At 41.2% G+C, this 15956-nt stretch carries 10 protein-coding genes; 5 read left to right on the top strand and 5 right to left on the bottom strand.

The window, feature by feature from the left end:
• The coding region (locus tag V7K69_RS07720) for a hypothetical protein (RefSeq protein ID WP_335032938.1) at nucleotides 1–2364 on the top strand (2364 nt) is incomplete at its 5' end.
• A 397-nt stretch (nucleotides 2365–2761) separates the two neighbouring features.
• A complete protein-coding gene (locus V7K69_RS07725) occupies nucleotides 2762–2941 on the top strand; it encodes a hypothetical protein (protein ID WP_335032940.1) in 180 nt (59 codons plus the stop codon).
• A 19-nt stretch (nucleotides 2942–2960) separates the two neighbouring features.
• On the opposite strand, the gene V7K69_RS07730 is transcribed toward V7K69_RS07725, so the two are convergent.
• The gene (locus tag V7K69_RS07730) at nucleotides 2961–4253 is read right to left on the bottom strand and encodes a dicarboxylate/amino acid:cation symporter (RefSeq protein WP_335032942.1); all 1293 of its coding nucleotides are present in this window, start codon (nucleotides 4251–4253) and stop codon (nucleotides 2961–2963) included.
• A 193-nt stretch (nucleotides 4254–4446) separates the two neighbouring features.
• Between V7K69_RS07730 and V7K69_RS07735 the strand changes: the two genes are divergently transcribed.
• Nucleotides 4447–7077, top strand: a complete 2631-nt coding sequence (locus V7K69_RS07735) for a DNA polymerase III subunit alpha (protein ID WP_335032945.1) — start codon at nucleotides 4447–4449, stop codon at nucleotides 7075–7077.
• Nucleotides 7078–7476: 399 nt separating this feature from the next.
• Complete coding sequence (locus V7K69_RS07740; protein ID WP_335032947.1) at nucleotides 7477–8715, top strand: acetate kinase; 1239 nt, start codon at nucleotides 7477–7479, stop codon at nucleotides 8713–8715.
• Between the two features lie 430 nt (nucleotides 8716–9145).
• Here the strand turns inward: V7K69_RS07740 and V7K69_RS07745 are convergent, their stop codons facing one another.
• The 4 genes from V7K69_RS07745 to pilM all read right to left on the bottom strand — a co-directional run bounded on the left by V7K69_RS07745 (nucleotide 9146) and on the right by pilM (nucleotide 14480).
• Nucleotides 9146–11587 (bottom strand): AMIN domain-containing protein, encoded by a 2442-nt coding sequence (locus V7K69_RS07745; RefSeq protein ID WP_335032949.1) that lies wholly within the window; start codon nucleotides 11585–11587, stop codon nucleotides 9146–9148.
• Nucleotides 11588–11723: 136 nt separating this feature from the next.
• Nucleotides 11724–12500: a pilus assembly protein PilO gene (locus V7K69_RS07750; RefSeq protein WP_335032952.1), complete on the bottom strand. Its 777-nt coding sequence runs from the start codon at nucleotides 12498–12500 to the stop codon at nucleotides 11724–11726.
• Nucleotides 12497–13273, bottom strand: a complete 777-nt coding sequence (locus V7K69_RS07755) for a PilN domain-containing protein (RefSeq protein WP_335032954.1) — start codon at nucleotides 13271–13273, stop codon at nucleotides 12497–12499. Before V7K69_RS07755 ends, V7K69_RS07750 begins: the two co-directional genes overlap by 4 nt.
• Before the next feature lie 100 nt (nucleotides 13274–13373).
• Complete coding sequence (gene pilM, locus V7K69_RS07760) at nucleotides 13374–14480, bottom strand: type IV pilus biogenesis protein PilM (protein WP_335032956.1); 1107 nt, start codon at nucleotides 14478–14480, stop codon at nucleotides 13374–13376.
• A 153-nt stretch (nucleotides 14481–14633) separates the two neighbouring features.
• On the opposite strand from pilM, the gene V7K69_RS07765 reads away from it, so the two are divergent.
• Nucleotides 14634–15932, top strand: coding sequence for an ABC transporter substrate-binding protein (locus tag V7K69_RS07765; RefSeq protein WP_335032958.1), 1299 nt, complete (start codon nucleotides 14634–14636; stop codon nucleotides 15930–15932).
• Nucleotides 15933–15956 lie beyond the last annotated feature (24 nt).

A 15956-nucleotide genomic window follows, 5' to 3' on the forward strand; every position in this document is an offset into this window, starting at 1 on the left:
ACTGCTATTAATCAAGTCGGAAAAATAGATCCGCAAGAGTGGTTGAAGGAACATCCGAGACCAAAATATTTAAAGCTTTCTCCACGAAAAAAATCTAAAGAAGATAGTTTTAACCCAGAGCTAACTGCTATTAATCAAGTCGGAAAAATAGATCCGCAAGAGTGGTTGAAGGAACATCCGAGACCAAAATATTTAAAGCTTTCTCCACGAAAAAAATCAAATCAGACAAGTGAACCTGATCAGAACATCATCTCATCTCAACCTGGGCGAACAAAAGGAATGAATGAGTTCCTAAAAGTTTTGAAAAATAAAGATACTCTGAAAGAGTATCAACAACTGGAGCAGTTGACTGATAAAGGTGCTCTTAAAAAAGTAGGTATTATGCCGCTAGGTAGTGGGTCTTTTGGGACGGTGTATGCCTATAAAAAAGTAAAGAGTTTAGATACCGATCCTGTAACTCATGTAATCAAGGTAGAAAACCCTGGCGGTCCCGGTGAAAGAGATTATGATGAACGAAAACCAGAGCGTAAACGAGCTGTATTTATCCCTTTAGTAGCTCATGAATTGGGATTTACACACATGCCGCTTGCTACATCAATGCCGCAAGAGAGCCAGGTAGATTCTAGGGAGAAAAAACGGAATAATCTTCTTTCTACTCTAGCATCAGGAGAAGCTGGAAGAACCAAGATGTTGATAGCATCAGATAGTTCCTATGCGTATGGCTTAGTAGATAAAGAGTTTAATAATAAATTTGTAGTAGACAATATTTCGGATCAAGAAATAGATAAACTCAAAGAGAAATTTGGTTTTAAAGAAAAAGTAGAAAAAGCTGAACAAGAACTTACTTTTGAGAAAAAAGTTAAGGAACTGGACATAGATGAGCAACAAATTCAGGATGCCGTAATATTAGATATGCTATTTCAATATAAAGACGGTTCCTATACTCAATATATGTTTGATCAAGGTAACTTAAAAAAAATTGATAATGATGATTATGGAATTGCTAAAGTTAATAGGAATCAAACAGGTGAATACTCAAGTTCGTTTCCCGTTGGATTGCCTAATGCCAATAAACTTCTTACTGATGACACTAAAAAACGCATATTGAATATGGATGCAGGACACTTAAAAAAAGTACTTAAGGCAGCTACCTATAAAGATAAGTCTGGTACTAACCCGGAAAAGCAACAAGTCTTTGATGAAGAAAAAGCCTTACGTAACCTAGAAGATATTCAGTTTCTTATTCATAAAGCAGATAAATATGGTGGAATTTCGCTCCGAGAATTATTCGACTTATACAATGCAAGAGATGAAGATGATGTTCTCGCTCCTGAAAGAAGCAAAAAGAAAGCAGAAATATATGAGTCAAAAATTAAGGCCATGATCAAGAAGGATAAAGTTTTACCTAGTCAGCTATACAACATTTTAGGTGTTGCTTTTCCTGAAATTCGAGCAGACCTTTTTAACACAAATATTGAGGTCCATAAAGAATTGGGTAAAATTGACGAACAACGTCAGCAGGAACTAGAAGAAAAACGCAGTAAACTGGGCCATACTCCAAGTATCAAAGACAATCCAGAGTTCATAAAAGATATCAAAAAACGCTCGACTACACATCGATCAGAACGCCAAAAAGCTAATTACTTGAGTAAATTGAAAGCATTAGATGTGAAAGAATTAAATAAGCTAATTCACATACTGTCTGGCCAACTTGGATCATTTGAACAGATAGTTTCTCTTCCGCAATCAGTGCTAAAGATTAACGATCCAGAGCAAATCGAAGGTAGTGAGCATAAATTCAGTCAGATAAAGAACTGGAAAACGAGAAAGATTAAGGGCAAGGTTCGGGACAAGGTTCGGAAACAAATTGCCACAGATAAGGCTAATAAATCAGGGTATTTAGATGATGCAGAAAAAGAGGTTTTAACCATTCAACATGACAGAATCAAAAGTAAGGCAATGTATCCTGTGCAGGTAGCCCACCTTAATAAACTTATTAATGATAAGCAAGTTGCTCTTCAAGAGAGTACCTCTAAAATCTCCGGTTATATCAACGCAATCGTATTTATTGCTAGAGATTTAAAAGTACCCCTATCTCCTGCTGATAAAAGAAACGCTATTGGCAAAAGTTACTTAGATATAAAGAAAAAATTAGCAAAATTAGAAGCTGATATAAATGTATTAGAAACTGACATAAATGCCTCAATAGAGCAGTTAGAGAATGCAGTAAACGATGTACTTAAACATCAGGAATACCCCAAGGTTTTTGGAAAAGATAATATTTTTGAAAAGGATATTTCCTCTTTGAAGGAAGCCTTTCAGTCATATCAAAAGGTGGCTCGTAAGTTAACATCCCCCAAATAAAGTTTGTAACAGTAGTACCATTGGTACTTTAAAACTGACATCAACTCAGTCAACGAGTGTCATACCAATTCTCGAAATTATTGATACAAATCACTTCCTCTGCTTACCTATGTGTATCATTTTTTAAGTGAAATGGTATCAGTGGTGCGGCTAGCTTCAACTACACCATTAGCAATGGCTAGCTCACCATTTCACAGCATATGGATTCAGAAAAATGGTGTGTGCCATATCAGTATTAAAGCGGAAAGAACATAAATTCACTTGGTGAAATTCCGCAATTGCCACCAGGACAATTGCAAAAACGCAGTGTAGTCTTTAACTAGAAAAACAGTATTAGGCAATTGCTAGACAAAATGCCGACTATGGCCGCTAAACTTTTATAATATTTGTTGTTCTTATGACTCCAAAACACACCCAAATTAAATTTCCCCTTTGGCAGTATCTGAACCAGCCTTTATTTAGTCACGATACTAAATTAGTATTGAATCCCCAACGCTTTGCATTGATCTGGCGGCTTCGACTTCTAGAACGCTGTTGGGCTAAAGAATGTGATGCCAAAGGGCCCCAACAGCATTAGCTACGTGAAAAGCTTCAAACTAAGCCTCGTCTAAAGAACGAGGCTTTTTGCCGTCAAGTAAAGCACTGACAGTCATATCTCCCATAACATTAATCGCGGTGCGGCAGCGATCTAAAAACCAGTCGATGGTAACTAGCAAAGCAATGTACTGGGTAGGTAAGCCGACAGAAGTAAACACTAATGTCATCGTTACCAGTCCAGCATTGGGAATATTCGCCGCACCTACAGATGCAAAAATCGAGGTCAGAATGACAATTAACTGCTGTCCTAGAGTCAGATGTTGCCCAATTAGCTGGGAAATATACAATGCAGACATTGCTTCATAGAGGGCAGTGCCATCATTATTAAAATTTGCCCCGACTAATGCCCCCAAAGCAGCAGAAGATTCCCTTAAACCAACTTTTGTTTGCAAAACCTCAAAGGTTATGGGCATTGCCGCCGCAGAAGAAGAAGTTGAAAAAGCTGTTAAAAAGGCATCAGATCCGCCAGCTAGGAATTTTAGCGGGGGTACCCAAGAACCAAATTTTACTCTAGTGAGGTAATAGCACGCCTGCAATGCCAGTGCTAGCAGCACCGCTAGGATAAATGCACCCAAAGATTTAAACGGTGTAAATCCTTGCATCGCAACTGTTTTAGCAACAATCCCAAAGACGGCGAAAGGCACTAAGGCAATTACCCAGTTGAGGACACCGACTACCGCTTCGAATAAAATCCCGATGACATCTTCTATCGGTTGGTATCCTTTTTTTCCTTGGGCAATTTGTTCAGATTTTAATCCCCGCAGGATGATGCCAAAACTTAGGGCAATAACAATCAGTTGGATGACATTATTATCAACTAATGGCTTGAGGACAGCTTCCGGGACAGCATCCTTGAGTATTCCCCAAGGGTCAAGACTCTGAGTAGTTATTTGTGTAGTTGTTGAGGTAGCTACATTGCCCCACGTTCCCGGACGCAGCACATTCGCTACCAAAAGTCCCACTAAAATAGCTACGGTAGTGTTAGTCAAAAGTAGTACTGCCAGCCGCCGTCCGGCTGTACCGGGGATATCGGTAGTCATTAAGGTATGCAGTACCGCTACCAAAATCAGAGGCGTAGCTAGGGCGCGGAGAGCCTTTAGCACCAACTCAGCCGGAATTGCTAAATTGTTGATTAAAGTAGCATTGCTGGGATTAGGATTTCCCGCACCAAGGGCAATTCCAACGCTGACTGCGGCTACTAGGGCGATGAGAATTTGCAATGTGAGAGGGATACGCTGCCACCAAGGGCTAGCTTTGGTTTCAGGCGAAGTAGTACTCTCTGTTTCACTCATTAGTTAGATGCTGATGAACTGCTGTAACTATTAAGACAACACTGATGATAGTGACAATTTCGGAAAAAGAACAGCTTTAATTTTAGGTAAAAACTGCTAATGTAATATTCCGTTGCTTTGCAAAATCCGGCTTGAAAGGGTATACCACAAGGTAGGCCCCTAAAGATATCTTGGCTTGTGGTTGGAGATGCTTATGTCCTTTGTGCCTTTACATATTCACAGTGACTACAGTCTACTAGATGGGGCAAGTCAGCTACCAGAACTGGTTGATCAAGCGATCGCACTGGGGATGAAAGCGATCGCTCTTACCGATCATGGTGTCATGTATGGAGCCGTTGAACTGATCAAAATCTGCCGTAGTCAAAATATTAAGCCGATTATCGGCAATGAAATGTATGTAATTAATGGCGATATCGAAAAGCAAGAACGCCGCCCCAAATATCATCAAGTAGTTTTAGCTAAAAATACCAAAGGTTACAAAAATTTAGTAAAATTAACCACAATTTCTCATCTTCAAGGTGTTCAAGGCAAAGGAATTTTTTCACGTCCTTGTATTAATAAAGATTTACTAAAACAATACCATGAGGGTCTGATTGTCACCAGTGCTTGCTTGGGTGGAGAAGTTCCTCAAGCGATTCTCAGTAATAGACCAGATGCAGCCCGGAAAGTTGCTCAGTGGTATAAAGATGTATTTGGTGATGATTATTATCTAGAAATTCAAGACCACGGCTCCCAAGAAGACCGAATTGTGAATGTTGAAATAGTAAAAATTGCTAGGGAGCTAGGCATTAAAATTATTGCTACTAATGATTCACATTTTATTTCTTGTTTCGACGTTGAAGCCCATGATGCTTTGCTATGTATTCAAACTGGCAAGTTAATTATTGAAGATAAGCGGATGCGTTATAGCGGCACAGAATATCTCAAATCTGGTGATGAGATGCGGCAGCTATTTCGTGACCATTTACCGGATGATGTGATTGCTGAAGCTGTAGCCACTACTGAAGAAGTCGCTGATAAAGTCGAGCCTTACCATATTATGGGTGAGCCTCAGATTCCTACACCCCCCATTCCCTCTGGTCATACTGCTGACACTTACGCCGAAGATGTTGCATGGAATGGACTTTTAGAACGATTAAACCGCAAATCTCGCCAGGAAGTTGATTCCGTCTATAAAGAAAGATTGGAATACGAACTGAAAATGATTCAGCAGATGGGTTTTTCCAAATACTTTTTAGTTGTATGGGACTACATCAAATTTGCTAGAGATAATAACATCCCTGTCGGGCCAGGTCGGGGTTCGGCGGCTGGTTCATTAGTTGCTTATGCGATGCGAATTACTAATATTGACCCTGTGCATCATGGGCTACTATTTGAGCGTTTTTTGAACCCCGAACGGAAATCCATGCCTGATATTGATACGGATTTCTGTATTGAACAACGGGATAAAGTTATTGAATATGTTACTGAAAAATATGGTGCAGATAGAGTTGCCCAAATCATTACTTTTAACCGTCTAACCTCTAAAGCAGTTTTGAAAGATGTCGCCAGAGTATTGAATATTCCCTACGGGGAAGCTGACAAAATGGCGAAATTAATTCCAGTGGTGCGGGGGAAACCAACTAAACTCAAGGTGATGATTTCCGATCAAACTCCAGAACCTGAGTTTAAAGAAAAATATGATAAAGAACCCCATGTTCGACATTGGCTTGATATGGCGATGCGAATTGAAGGAACTAACAAAACTTTTGGCGTTCATGCAGCTGGGGTAGTAATTTCAGACGAACCACTGGATGAAATTGTCCCGCTACAGAAGAATAATGATGGTTCCGTGATTACCCAATACTTCATGGAAGATTTGGAATCAATGGGTTTGTTGAAAATGGATTTTCTAGGTTTGCGGAACCTGACGCTGATTCAAAAGACCGTTGATTTGATTCAAGAGACTAGAGGATATCGGGTTGATCCTGATGAAATTCCGCGCCAAGAAAGAAAAGCGCAGAGGATATTAGCTAAAGGCGAACATAGCAGTTTACCTAAAGATGTACAAAAAACTTACGAACTATTAGAAGCAGGTGAGTTAGAAGGGATATTTCAATTAGAATCTTCGGGAATGCGTCAGATAGTGCGAGATTTAAAGCCTTCTAATATAGAAGATATTTCTTCAATTTTGGCACTTTATCGACCGGGCCCATTAGATGCGGGACTAATTCCTAAATTTATTAAACGCAAACACGGGCAAGAAAAAATTGATTATCCGCATACTATTGTAGAACCAATATTAGACGAAACTTATGGAATTATGGTCTATCAAGAGCAAATCATGAAAATTGCTCAAGATATGGCTGGATATTCTTTAGGACAAGCTGACTTGCTGCGTCGGGCGATGGGTAAAAAGAAAGTTTCTGAGATGCAAAAGCAGCGAGAAAAATTCGTAGATGGCGCAGCGAAAAATGGTGTTCCGAAAAAAGTTGCGGATGAATTATTTGAGCAAATGTTGAAGTTTGCTGAATATTGTTTAAGTTATGACACGGAAATATTGACAGTAGAATATGGATTATTACCGATTGGGAAAATTGTAGAAAAACGTATTGAATGTACTGTGTATAGCGTTGATAATAATGGGAATATTTACACACAACCCATAGCACAGTGGCACGATCGCGGAGAACAAGAGGTGTTTGAGTATTGCTTGGAAGATGGTTCAGTGATTCGGGCAACAAAAGACCATAAGTTTATGACTGTTGATGGTCAAATGTTGCCAATTGATGAAATATTTGAACGAGAATTGGATTTGATGCAGGTTGAGGATTTGCCGAATTAGCCACAATAAAACTTTAGTAGTATGAGATTACGCTGTTGAATAGTAGCGATCATATTTGTAAGACATACGCAAAAACTCTCTCAAACTCTTAATTACTTCGTGTCCTTTGCGTCTTCTCTAACGAGACGCTGCGCGAACGCGGTTCGCTTTTTCATAATTTTGCGTAAGTCATACTCTACATTAAGAACTGAAGGTAGAAATATTGAGTGGTATTCTTAAGCAAGCCCAAGTTACACCGGAAGAGTTCATAGAAAATCTGTGAGCGATCGCTTTGAAAAATAATTCAACAGAGTTTTAGCGCTGGAAACACACCTTTGCCGCATATTATGCGTATAGGCTAGAAGCATCAGGCTACACTTAGTGACATGATCAAAGGTGGTCATGTTTTTATGTTGTCCTATGAAGATATTGGTGCTGAATGCCGGATCGAGTACTCAAAAAAGTTGTCTGTATGAGATTACAGATGAGGCTTTCTCCACCCAAGCATCTCAACCCCTTTGGGAAGGGAAAATCAACTGGACTCAAGATCGCGGTGTAGCCGAAATTGAGGTGAAAACTGCTACAGGTGCAACATTGCAAGAAACCATCTCTGATGATTCCCCACAGGCACACCTCACCTATATGCTTCATACTCTGAGTGATGGCGCTACCAAAGTAATAGATCGGTTGTCAGATATCGATGTGGTGGGGCATCGGATAGTACATGGTGGAGAGGATTATCAAGATAGTGTAGTAATTACGGAGGATGTTAAAAAGGCGATCGCTCGTCTGTCTAACCTTGCTCCAGCACATAATCCAGTTGCTTTAGAAGGTATAGAAGCAATTGAAGAAATCTCAAAAGATGTCACCCAAGTAGCAGTCTTTGATACTGCATTTCATGCCACTCTCCCCGATGCTGCCGCAATCTATCCCGGCCCTTATGAGTGGGTAGAGCAAGGTATTCGTCGCTATGGGTTTCATGGTATCAGTCACCAATACTGTTCTCAACGTGCTGCCCAAATCCTTGGTCAAGATGTTCCACCTGAGCGATTAATTACCTGTCATCTGGGTAATGGTTGCTCTTTGGCGGCGATAAAAAACGGCCGTAGTATTGATACTACAATGGGATTCACGCCCTTAGAAGGATTGATGATGGGTAGTCGTTCTGGTTCAGTTGATCCGGGAATTCTGATTTATCTGTTGCGGTACTGCGATTATTCCGTCGAAAAGTTGGATGAGATATTAAATAAAGCTTCTGGGTTAAAGGGAATTTCGGGTGTATCTAGCGATATGCGCGAAGTGAGAAAAGCGATGTCTACGACGGGCTACGCCAACGCTCAAGGTAATTCCCGCGCTCAATTGGCGTGGGATATCTACGTGCATCGTCTGCGTTCTGGGATCGGTGCAATGCTTACCAGTTTGGGTGGGTTAGATGTTTTGGTCTTTACAGCAGGTGTGGGTGAACACTCTGCGGAAATTCGCCAAGCCGCCTGTGAAGCTTTTGGTTTTTTGGGATTGAAACTTGATCTTCAGAAAAATCAACAGCACCCTGTGGATGAAGATATTGCTACACCCGACTCAGCAGTACGGGTATTAGTTATTCATACTCAAGAAGATTGGGCTATCGCTCAACATTGTTGGCAAATATTGAAAAACTAAAAATCTATGGCGAAAAACTCGTGACTGCAATCAAAATCCACTAATTGAAGTTGTATTTGACCTTACAACATTTTGCTACTGCTTGTGCAATCAATCTAAGTCGCTTTTTTACTTGGTCAAAGCAAGTAAATAAAGCTCAAACTCGTACTAGCTTATTCGCGCGATTACGTGTTTGTTAGTCTTGATTAAGTAGCTCAATTTAATCACAATAAATGTCCAGATACAGTTTGGTTGTAATTTGGTCGCATATTTTTGTGACTAAAAAAGTGCAGTGTCACACCGCACTTTCAAGAAATTACCACCAGAAATATCAAGGGATTCTAAAACTGGTTAGTTTGAGCGGTCAAACCCACCATTCGCTAGCAGTATCCTTAAAGAAGTCGGGGATCTGAGCCTTTGGCAGAGATGACTCACCTGTATATCATCTTTATTACCTACCAGGAAGCTTCAACCCTCGACGTTCAAGAATTTGACGAACTTCTGGGCTGGGATTGTAGTTATAACCATAGGAGGAGTTTTCAGAGTCATCCATAATTTGAGGTGTGAGTAATACAATCACCTCATTGCGCTGGTTGGATCTATTTGTACTTCTAAACAGCGCACCAATCAGTGGAAGATCGCCTAAGATGGGAATCTTGGAAATACTTGTCCGGTCTTGGTCTTGAATAATCCCTGACAGAATTAGTGTCTGACCATCTCGTAAGCGAATTAAGCCAGAAGTAAGGGAACGCTCAGAGACTAAAACAATTTGTCCATTTCCTGTATTTTGTGAGCCTGTGGGAGCGCTGACTGTAGGAGCAACAGATAGAGAAACGAATCCATTATCGTCAATCCGGTCAATTTTCACACTTAAGGTTAAGCCAACTTTTTGTTTTTCAATTGTTCTTTCTGTCCTAGAACCACCAGAAGTATCGGTTGTTTGGAGAGTTATATTTCCCACAACTTCCTGAGTCAGATTGACAAGAGCCTGTTGACCTTCTTGGACAATTAAAGTTGGGTCAGTCAAAATCTTGGCATTGCCATTTGTCACTTGAGCTTGCAAACTACTGAGAAGACGTTTAGGAAATTGGTATAGAGAAGGCAAACTAAATGTAGATGTTGCACGAGTGCCTGCTGCATAGGTACTAGTTTGTCTTCCAGTTACGGGGTCAGTAGTAATCGTTACCGTGTCTGGTGTTCCTGGAGTGAAATCTGAAAGGCCAGGGGTCGTTGGATTGCTATTTGCGGGAGAAATAGGTTGGAGAAAGGTCGCATCACCTGGAATTTCTTGTACAACTTGGCCATCTTGTATAACTCTCAAGCCAGAACCTCCATTTGGCACCGTGAACGTACCATTTTGGTTAAGTAAAGGCGAGCCTGTTATTGGATTCGTAATAGTAGGTGTACTAGTCACACTGCTTGCTACTTCAGAACTAGTAGCTGGTCTGGAACCGCCAAAATTGAGACTTGCTGCACCACCATCATTGGAAAAGTAGTTGTTGCCAATCCCAAAAGAAAAGCTAGTGTTATAGTCCTGAGTGTTATTAAGATTAACATCGATAATCTTGACGTTAACTACCACTTGACGACGGCGGATATCAAGCTGAGTTAGTTGAGCCATTGCCATCTGAACTAGCTTGGGAGGTCCAATCAAGGTTAAAGAATTAGTCCGTTCATCTCCTAATGCCTGTAAACCTCTCAGTAATGGGTTAGAGTCTTTAAAATCAACACGTTGAGTTTCGACCTTGGTTTCTGTAGTTGTCTGAGCTTGTGTGATGGGAGCAGATGCATTCCCAACAGCTACAGCACTAACACTGGTAACTTGTCGTTCTCGGCTGATGGCACTTTCTGCCCCCAAGCCAACCAAAAAGTTGATGGCGACTCCCACCGTGACCTGATTGAGTCGCAAGTTACGCATAACCATGTCACGAGTCGAATTAGGTAGTTTAGGCCCCACAAAAACTGTGCGATTACTGCGGTTAGCTTCTAAACCACTCAAGCGCAAGACGTAGTTGAACACATCTTGTACTGGCTCGTTTTCTATATCTAAAGAGATGGTTTGAGAAGTTGCTGGTGCATTAGCAGCACCAGCAGCACCAGCAGCACCAGCAGCTTGCTCACCTCCGATATAAGCCAGGTTTAAATTAGCAGCACGAGCAAGCAGTGATAAAACCTCACGCACCGGCGCATCTCGCAATACTAAGCGGGGTACACGTTCCTGAGTTCCTAAGTCAATGGTGCTAGGAGAAGCATCAGTGGCGGAAATAGCAATATCTCCTACCGGTGGGGCAACGGCTCTCGGTAGAAAAGGTGGAGCCTGGCTTAGAGGTTGGCCTGGCCCGGCTGCTTGGGCAGGTTGTCCATCAATGGTGACTTGCGGGTTGGGAACAAGAACACCTGAACTTTGACCAGGTTGGGCTGGAGTTGTAACAGGTGGTGCTGTTGGTGTTGGCGCTGTTGGCGTTGGTGCTGATGCTATAGTGCCTGCCGATGGACTAAAGCTGAGTGTAATTCCATTTTGCGATCGCACCACAGGTTGACTGCTAGGTATGTTGCTGCTGCCAGTTACCGTTACCCGAATGCTGTTGGCATCAAGCTGGTTAACCTCGACAGATGCAATTCCTGGGGCTGGGCTATCTTGACGAAAACTATTACCTTGTGGTAATCGTAATTGAGTATTGATAATATCTGCGACTAAAGCCTTACCTCTTTTTGTCGTGAAAACTTGGGGGCGCGACCCTGAAGAAGTTTTCAAAGCAACACTAATTCCACCATTAACTGGATTTAACTGGACATTAGTAACTTGACTAATTTGTGCCCAAACTGGTTGAGCCGCCAAAAAGATAAAAGCGGCAGTACCTAATATAAAACTATTACCGTGAAGCTGTTTCACAGTTCATTCCTCACCTAATAAAACCTTGTTTACAAACAATTTTGAGTAGTTCGTTAAAAGTAAGATGTTATGAGTGAATAGTTAGGAATCATAACTCCTAACTCACAATTCACAATTCATAACTACTAATTAAAAACTACTTTTTCGGGGTAGCTTTAGCTGCGGCAGCAGCTTTAGCTGCTATTTCTTCAGGACTAAGTGGCATCAATACTTGTAACTGGAATGACGTATTAATCGCTACTGGCCCAACCTGTAGTGGTGTTTTGTCTAATGGGGATCTTGATTCTAATGGAGCCAAAGTTGCTTGATAATCTTTAATTATTAACAAAGGCTGTAATCGCTCAATGTTACGAATTATCGATTGTGTTTGCTCATAAGTTCCTGTAATTTCGGCATTGATAGTGCTGCGTTGCAGCTTGCCGTCAACCTTTAGTCCTAGAGATCCATCAGTAATCGGTTCTGGTTTTTGGGAAACTGGCACAAATTTCTTTAGTTTGGCTCTGACTGCATTAATAGAAGTTGGAGTATTGCCAGACTCAACTAAGCGGTTCATATCTAACAACAATGTATCTAAGGTTTTCTCGTTAGCAAATAAACCTAAAACCTGAACTTTTTGCTGTTTTGCCTGTGCTAGTTCCTCTTTAACTTTTTCAATCTGTTTGATATTGGCTTTTTTTTGCTCAATTTGCCCTTGCAGTTCAGAGCTTTTTGCTTGCTGCTGCTGATAGCTTTCCCAAGCTGGCATCAGCAGGTTTAACAAGATATAACCTGCTCCCGCTAAACCAATTACCCCTACCAAGATGCCAATGATTTTTGGTGTAAAAGCAATACCAAATATCACGGGGTGGGCTGGCGTTTCCGAATTGAATTCGCCACCATGTTCGGCAAAATTTAAATCATCACTCAGCGTCATTTTGGAATGACTCCTGTTTGTTGCATACTACGAATTCGAGTTACTAACCCCACCGTGCCTTTTTTTTCCAACTCCCGGATTAATTCCGAAGCTGGAACGTCGCTCATACCAGATTGAATAGTGTATTTAACTACTTGTGGGGGCTTAATTGTTACACCACTAAGAGGTTGAGCTGCACCTGGTATTGAGGGAGGATCTACTAACGTTGCCGTTAGAATTCTGCTTTCTGTGGACTTCAAGAACCGAGACTGTTGTAAACTCAATAAGAAATCATTGACATCGTTAAAAGAACGAGCAAATCCAGTAATTTCTAATCCCCCTGAGGGATTGCTTGGAGGCTGCCCTTCCGCTGCCGCAACGGGTGAGATTTGCCTGATGGTCTCGATTTGCACTGCCGTTGGGATGCGATCGCGCAAATCTTGCAGCATTGCTGACCAAGGTCGAATCTGGTCAAATACAGTGACTAAAGCTTGAGTTTCCCCTTTAACTGCACTTGTCTCAGCTTTGATTTTGTTCAGATTTCCTATTTCTGTATCTAATCTCTTGCTTTCCTGATCAAGTTTTGCTACCTGAGCATCTAATTCAACAATCTTCCCTTGCAACAAGAACCAACTAACTCCCAATAAAGCTGGAAGACCTATACCTACTGCAACTCCCACATACACTGGTGTCATATTACCTGTAGGGAATTTTAGGGATATTCCTCCCTTTCTCTCAGGCTTTTGCTGGTATGCTGGGCGATCTTTAAGAAAATTAACATCCAAACTGTACATTTTCTCACACCAAGTAGAAACAAATATTTATGGTTTGAGAATTCTCAAACAGCTTAACTATCAAAACAGACAATCCAAAATCCAAAATCTAAAATCGGTATTACACCTCCCGCATTCCTAAACCAAGTACGATCGCCAAGCCAGAGCGTTGTACCTGTGGATATTTATCAGTGTCAACTTCTAACGACAAAGACCCAATTGGATCTATTTGGGTAGTTGGCAAGCTCAATCGTTGGGTAAAGAATTCATCTAGCTGTTGGAGTCCGCCTCCTGGCCCAGCTAATAAAATCTGCGCTACCTCCAAATTTTCACTTTGATTAAGGTAAAAATCGATCGAACGGCGCAGTTCATCCGTTAGTTCTCCCAATACTCTTAATATGGCTGCCATACCAGGATCGATTTCGGTAACACCGGTTTTCCCACCATCTAGAGGAGTTGGGGGAATAATCATTCCGTGTAACAGTTCCATATCTCGTGATGTGGGTAAGCTCATTGCCCTTGCTAACGCAGTTTGCATTTGATAAGTGCCTATGGGCACTGTGCGCGAAAATTGCGGTACTCCGTTAACAATGATGGCGATTTCTGTACTGTCGAACTCTATATCAACTAGGACTGCTGCTTCTTGCGGCCCAAATTGTCGCAGTTGTTCACGAATAGTTCGAATCAGGGCAAAACTGTTAATTTCTAAAACATCAATTTGTAGTCCTGCCTGTTCAAATGTACTTATATAGGTATCCGTTATTTCCTTGCGAGTGGCTACTAGAAGTACATGTACTTTTTCAATGCCATCCTCATCTACAAAGTAGTCAAGTTTCTGATAATCTACATCAGCTTCTTCACGGGGATATGGTAAATACAAACCTGCTTCATGGTTTAGCACCATTTCTCGCAGTTCTTTGTCATCTAACTCCGTTGGTACAGGTATAATCCGAACGATGGAATCTCGCCCTGGTACACCAGTGGCAACACGAGTAGTTTTGATTTTGCTTTCAGCTAGCGCCTGCTGGATTAATTGCGCCATTGCTGCGGGATCGGTGATTTGACCATCGGTAACTACGCCTTCTGGAACTGCTACCGATGTAAAGGTTTCTAGTTTCAAGCCTTGACGCTGTTTGCGTAGCTGAACTACATTTACCCGTTCGGGAGCAAGTTCAATGCCGACCCCTTTATTCGATTTACCAAATAGACGATTGAGTTTTTGTACCACAGTTGTGCCCGATGGACTGCTAAATTGAAAATTTAAATTAGTTGTGGATAGAAACGTAATATATTACGTCTCTACACGTAATTTATTTAGCCTATAATCTCGACAATTCTGTCTAAGCTTTTCACACTGATCAAGCGTAAAAATACTGGGAAAATGATTCAATTGCGAAAATTTAAACAACTTCTTGCTTTGGCACTGCTTGGCTTATTAACCAGTTGGATTGTAAGTTGCAGCACAGGTAATGTTAGTACAAATACAAAACAAGCTAATTCAGGAGGGGCAACTATTGAGTTTTGGACAATGCAACTCCAACCCCAATTTACCGACTACTTCAAAAACCTAATTGCAAATTTTGAATCGCAAAATCCAGGTATAAAGATTAACTGGGTTGATGTGCCTTGGGCAGCTATGGAGAACAAAATTTTAACAGCTGTCTCAGCAAAAACGCCACCTGATGTAGTTAACCTCAATCCGGGTTTCGCTTCCCAACTAGCGGGACGAAATGCCTGGTTAGATTTAGATGCGAAAGTCTCAAACGATATACGTTCCTCCTATCTACCGAATATCTGGAAGGCAAGTACACTTAATGGCAAGAGTTTTGGATTTCCCTGGTATCTCACCACAAGGTTAACCATTTATAACACTGATTTATTAAAACAGGCAGGTATCAATAAGGTACCCGCAACCTACGCAGAATTAGCACAAGCAGCCCAACAAATTAAAGATAAGACTGGCAAATATGCCTTTTTTGTAACTTTCGTACCGCAAGATTCCGGTGAAGTGCTGGAATCTTTTGTGCAAATGGGAGTCACTCTAATAGATGCTGAGGGGAAAGCAGCGTTTAATTCAGCACAAGGTAAGGCAGCGTTTCAGTACTGGGTAGACTTGTATAAAAAAGGGCTACTGCCTAAAGAGGCTTTAACGCAAGGACATCGCCATGCAATCGATTTATATCAATCTGGAGAAACTGTGTTTCTTGCTTCTGGGCCAGAGTTTCTGAAAACGATCGCTAATAATGCCCCGAAAATCGCCCAAGCTTCAGCAATAGCACCGCAACTCACTGGTGACACAGGTAAGAAAAATGTCGCGGTAATGAACATAGTTATTCCCCGCGACACGAAACAACCAGATGGTGCTGTGAAGTTTGCTTTATTTGTCACCAATGACGAAAATCAGTTAGCCTTTGCAAAAGCTGCCAATGTCTTACCTTCTACAGTCAAGGCATTGTCTGATAGTTACTTTACAGATATTCCAGCTAATGCTTCAACAATAGAAAAAGCGCGAGTTATGAGTGCTAAAGAACTACAAAAGGCAGAAATATTAACCCCTAATTTGAAGGATTTCAACAAACTGCAAAAGGCAATTTACGAGAATTTGCAAGCAGCAATGTTAGGAGAGAAGACTGTGGATAAAGCTGTAGAAGATGCGGCGCAGGAGTGGAATCAAAGATAAATTGGGAATTGGGAATTGGGAATT

Source organism: Nostoc sp., assembly GCF_036917775.1.
Classification (GTDB): domain Bacteria; phylum Cyanobacteriota; class Cyanobacteriia; order Cyanobacteriales; family Nostocaceae; genus Nostoc.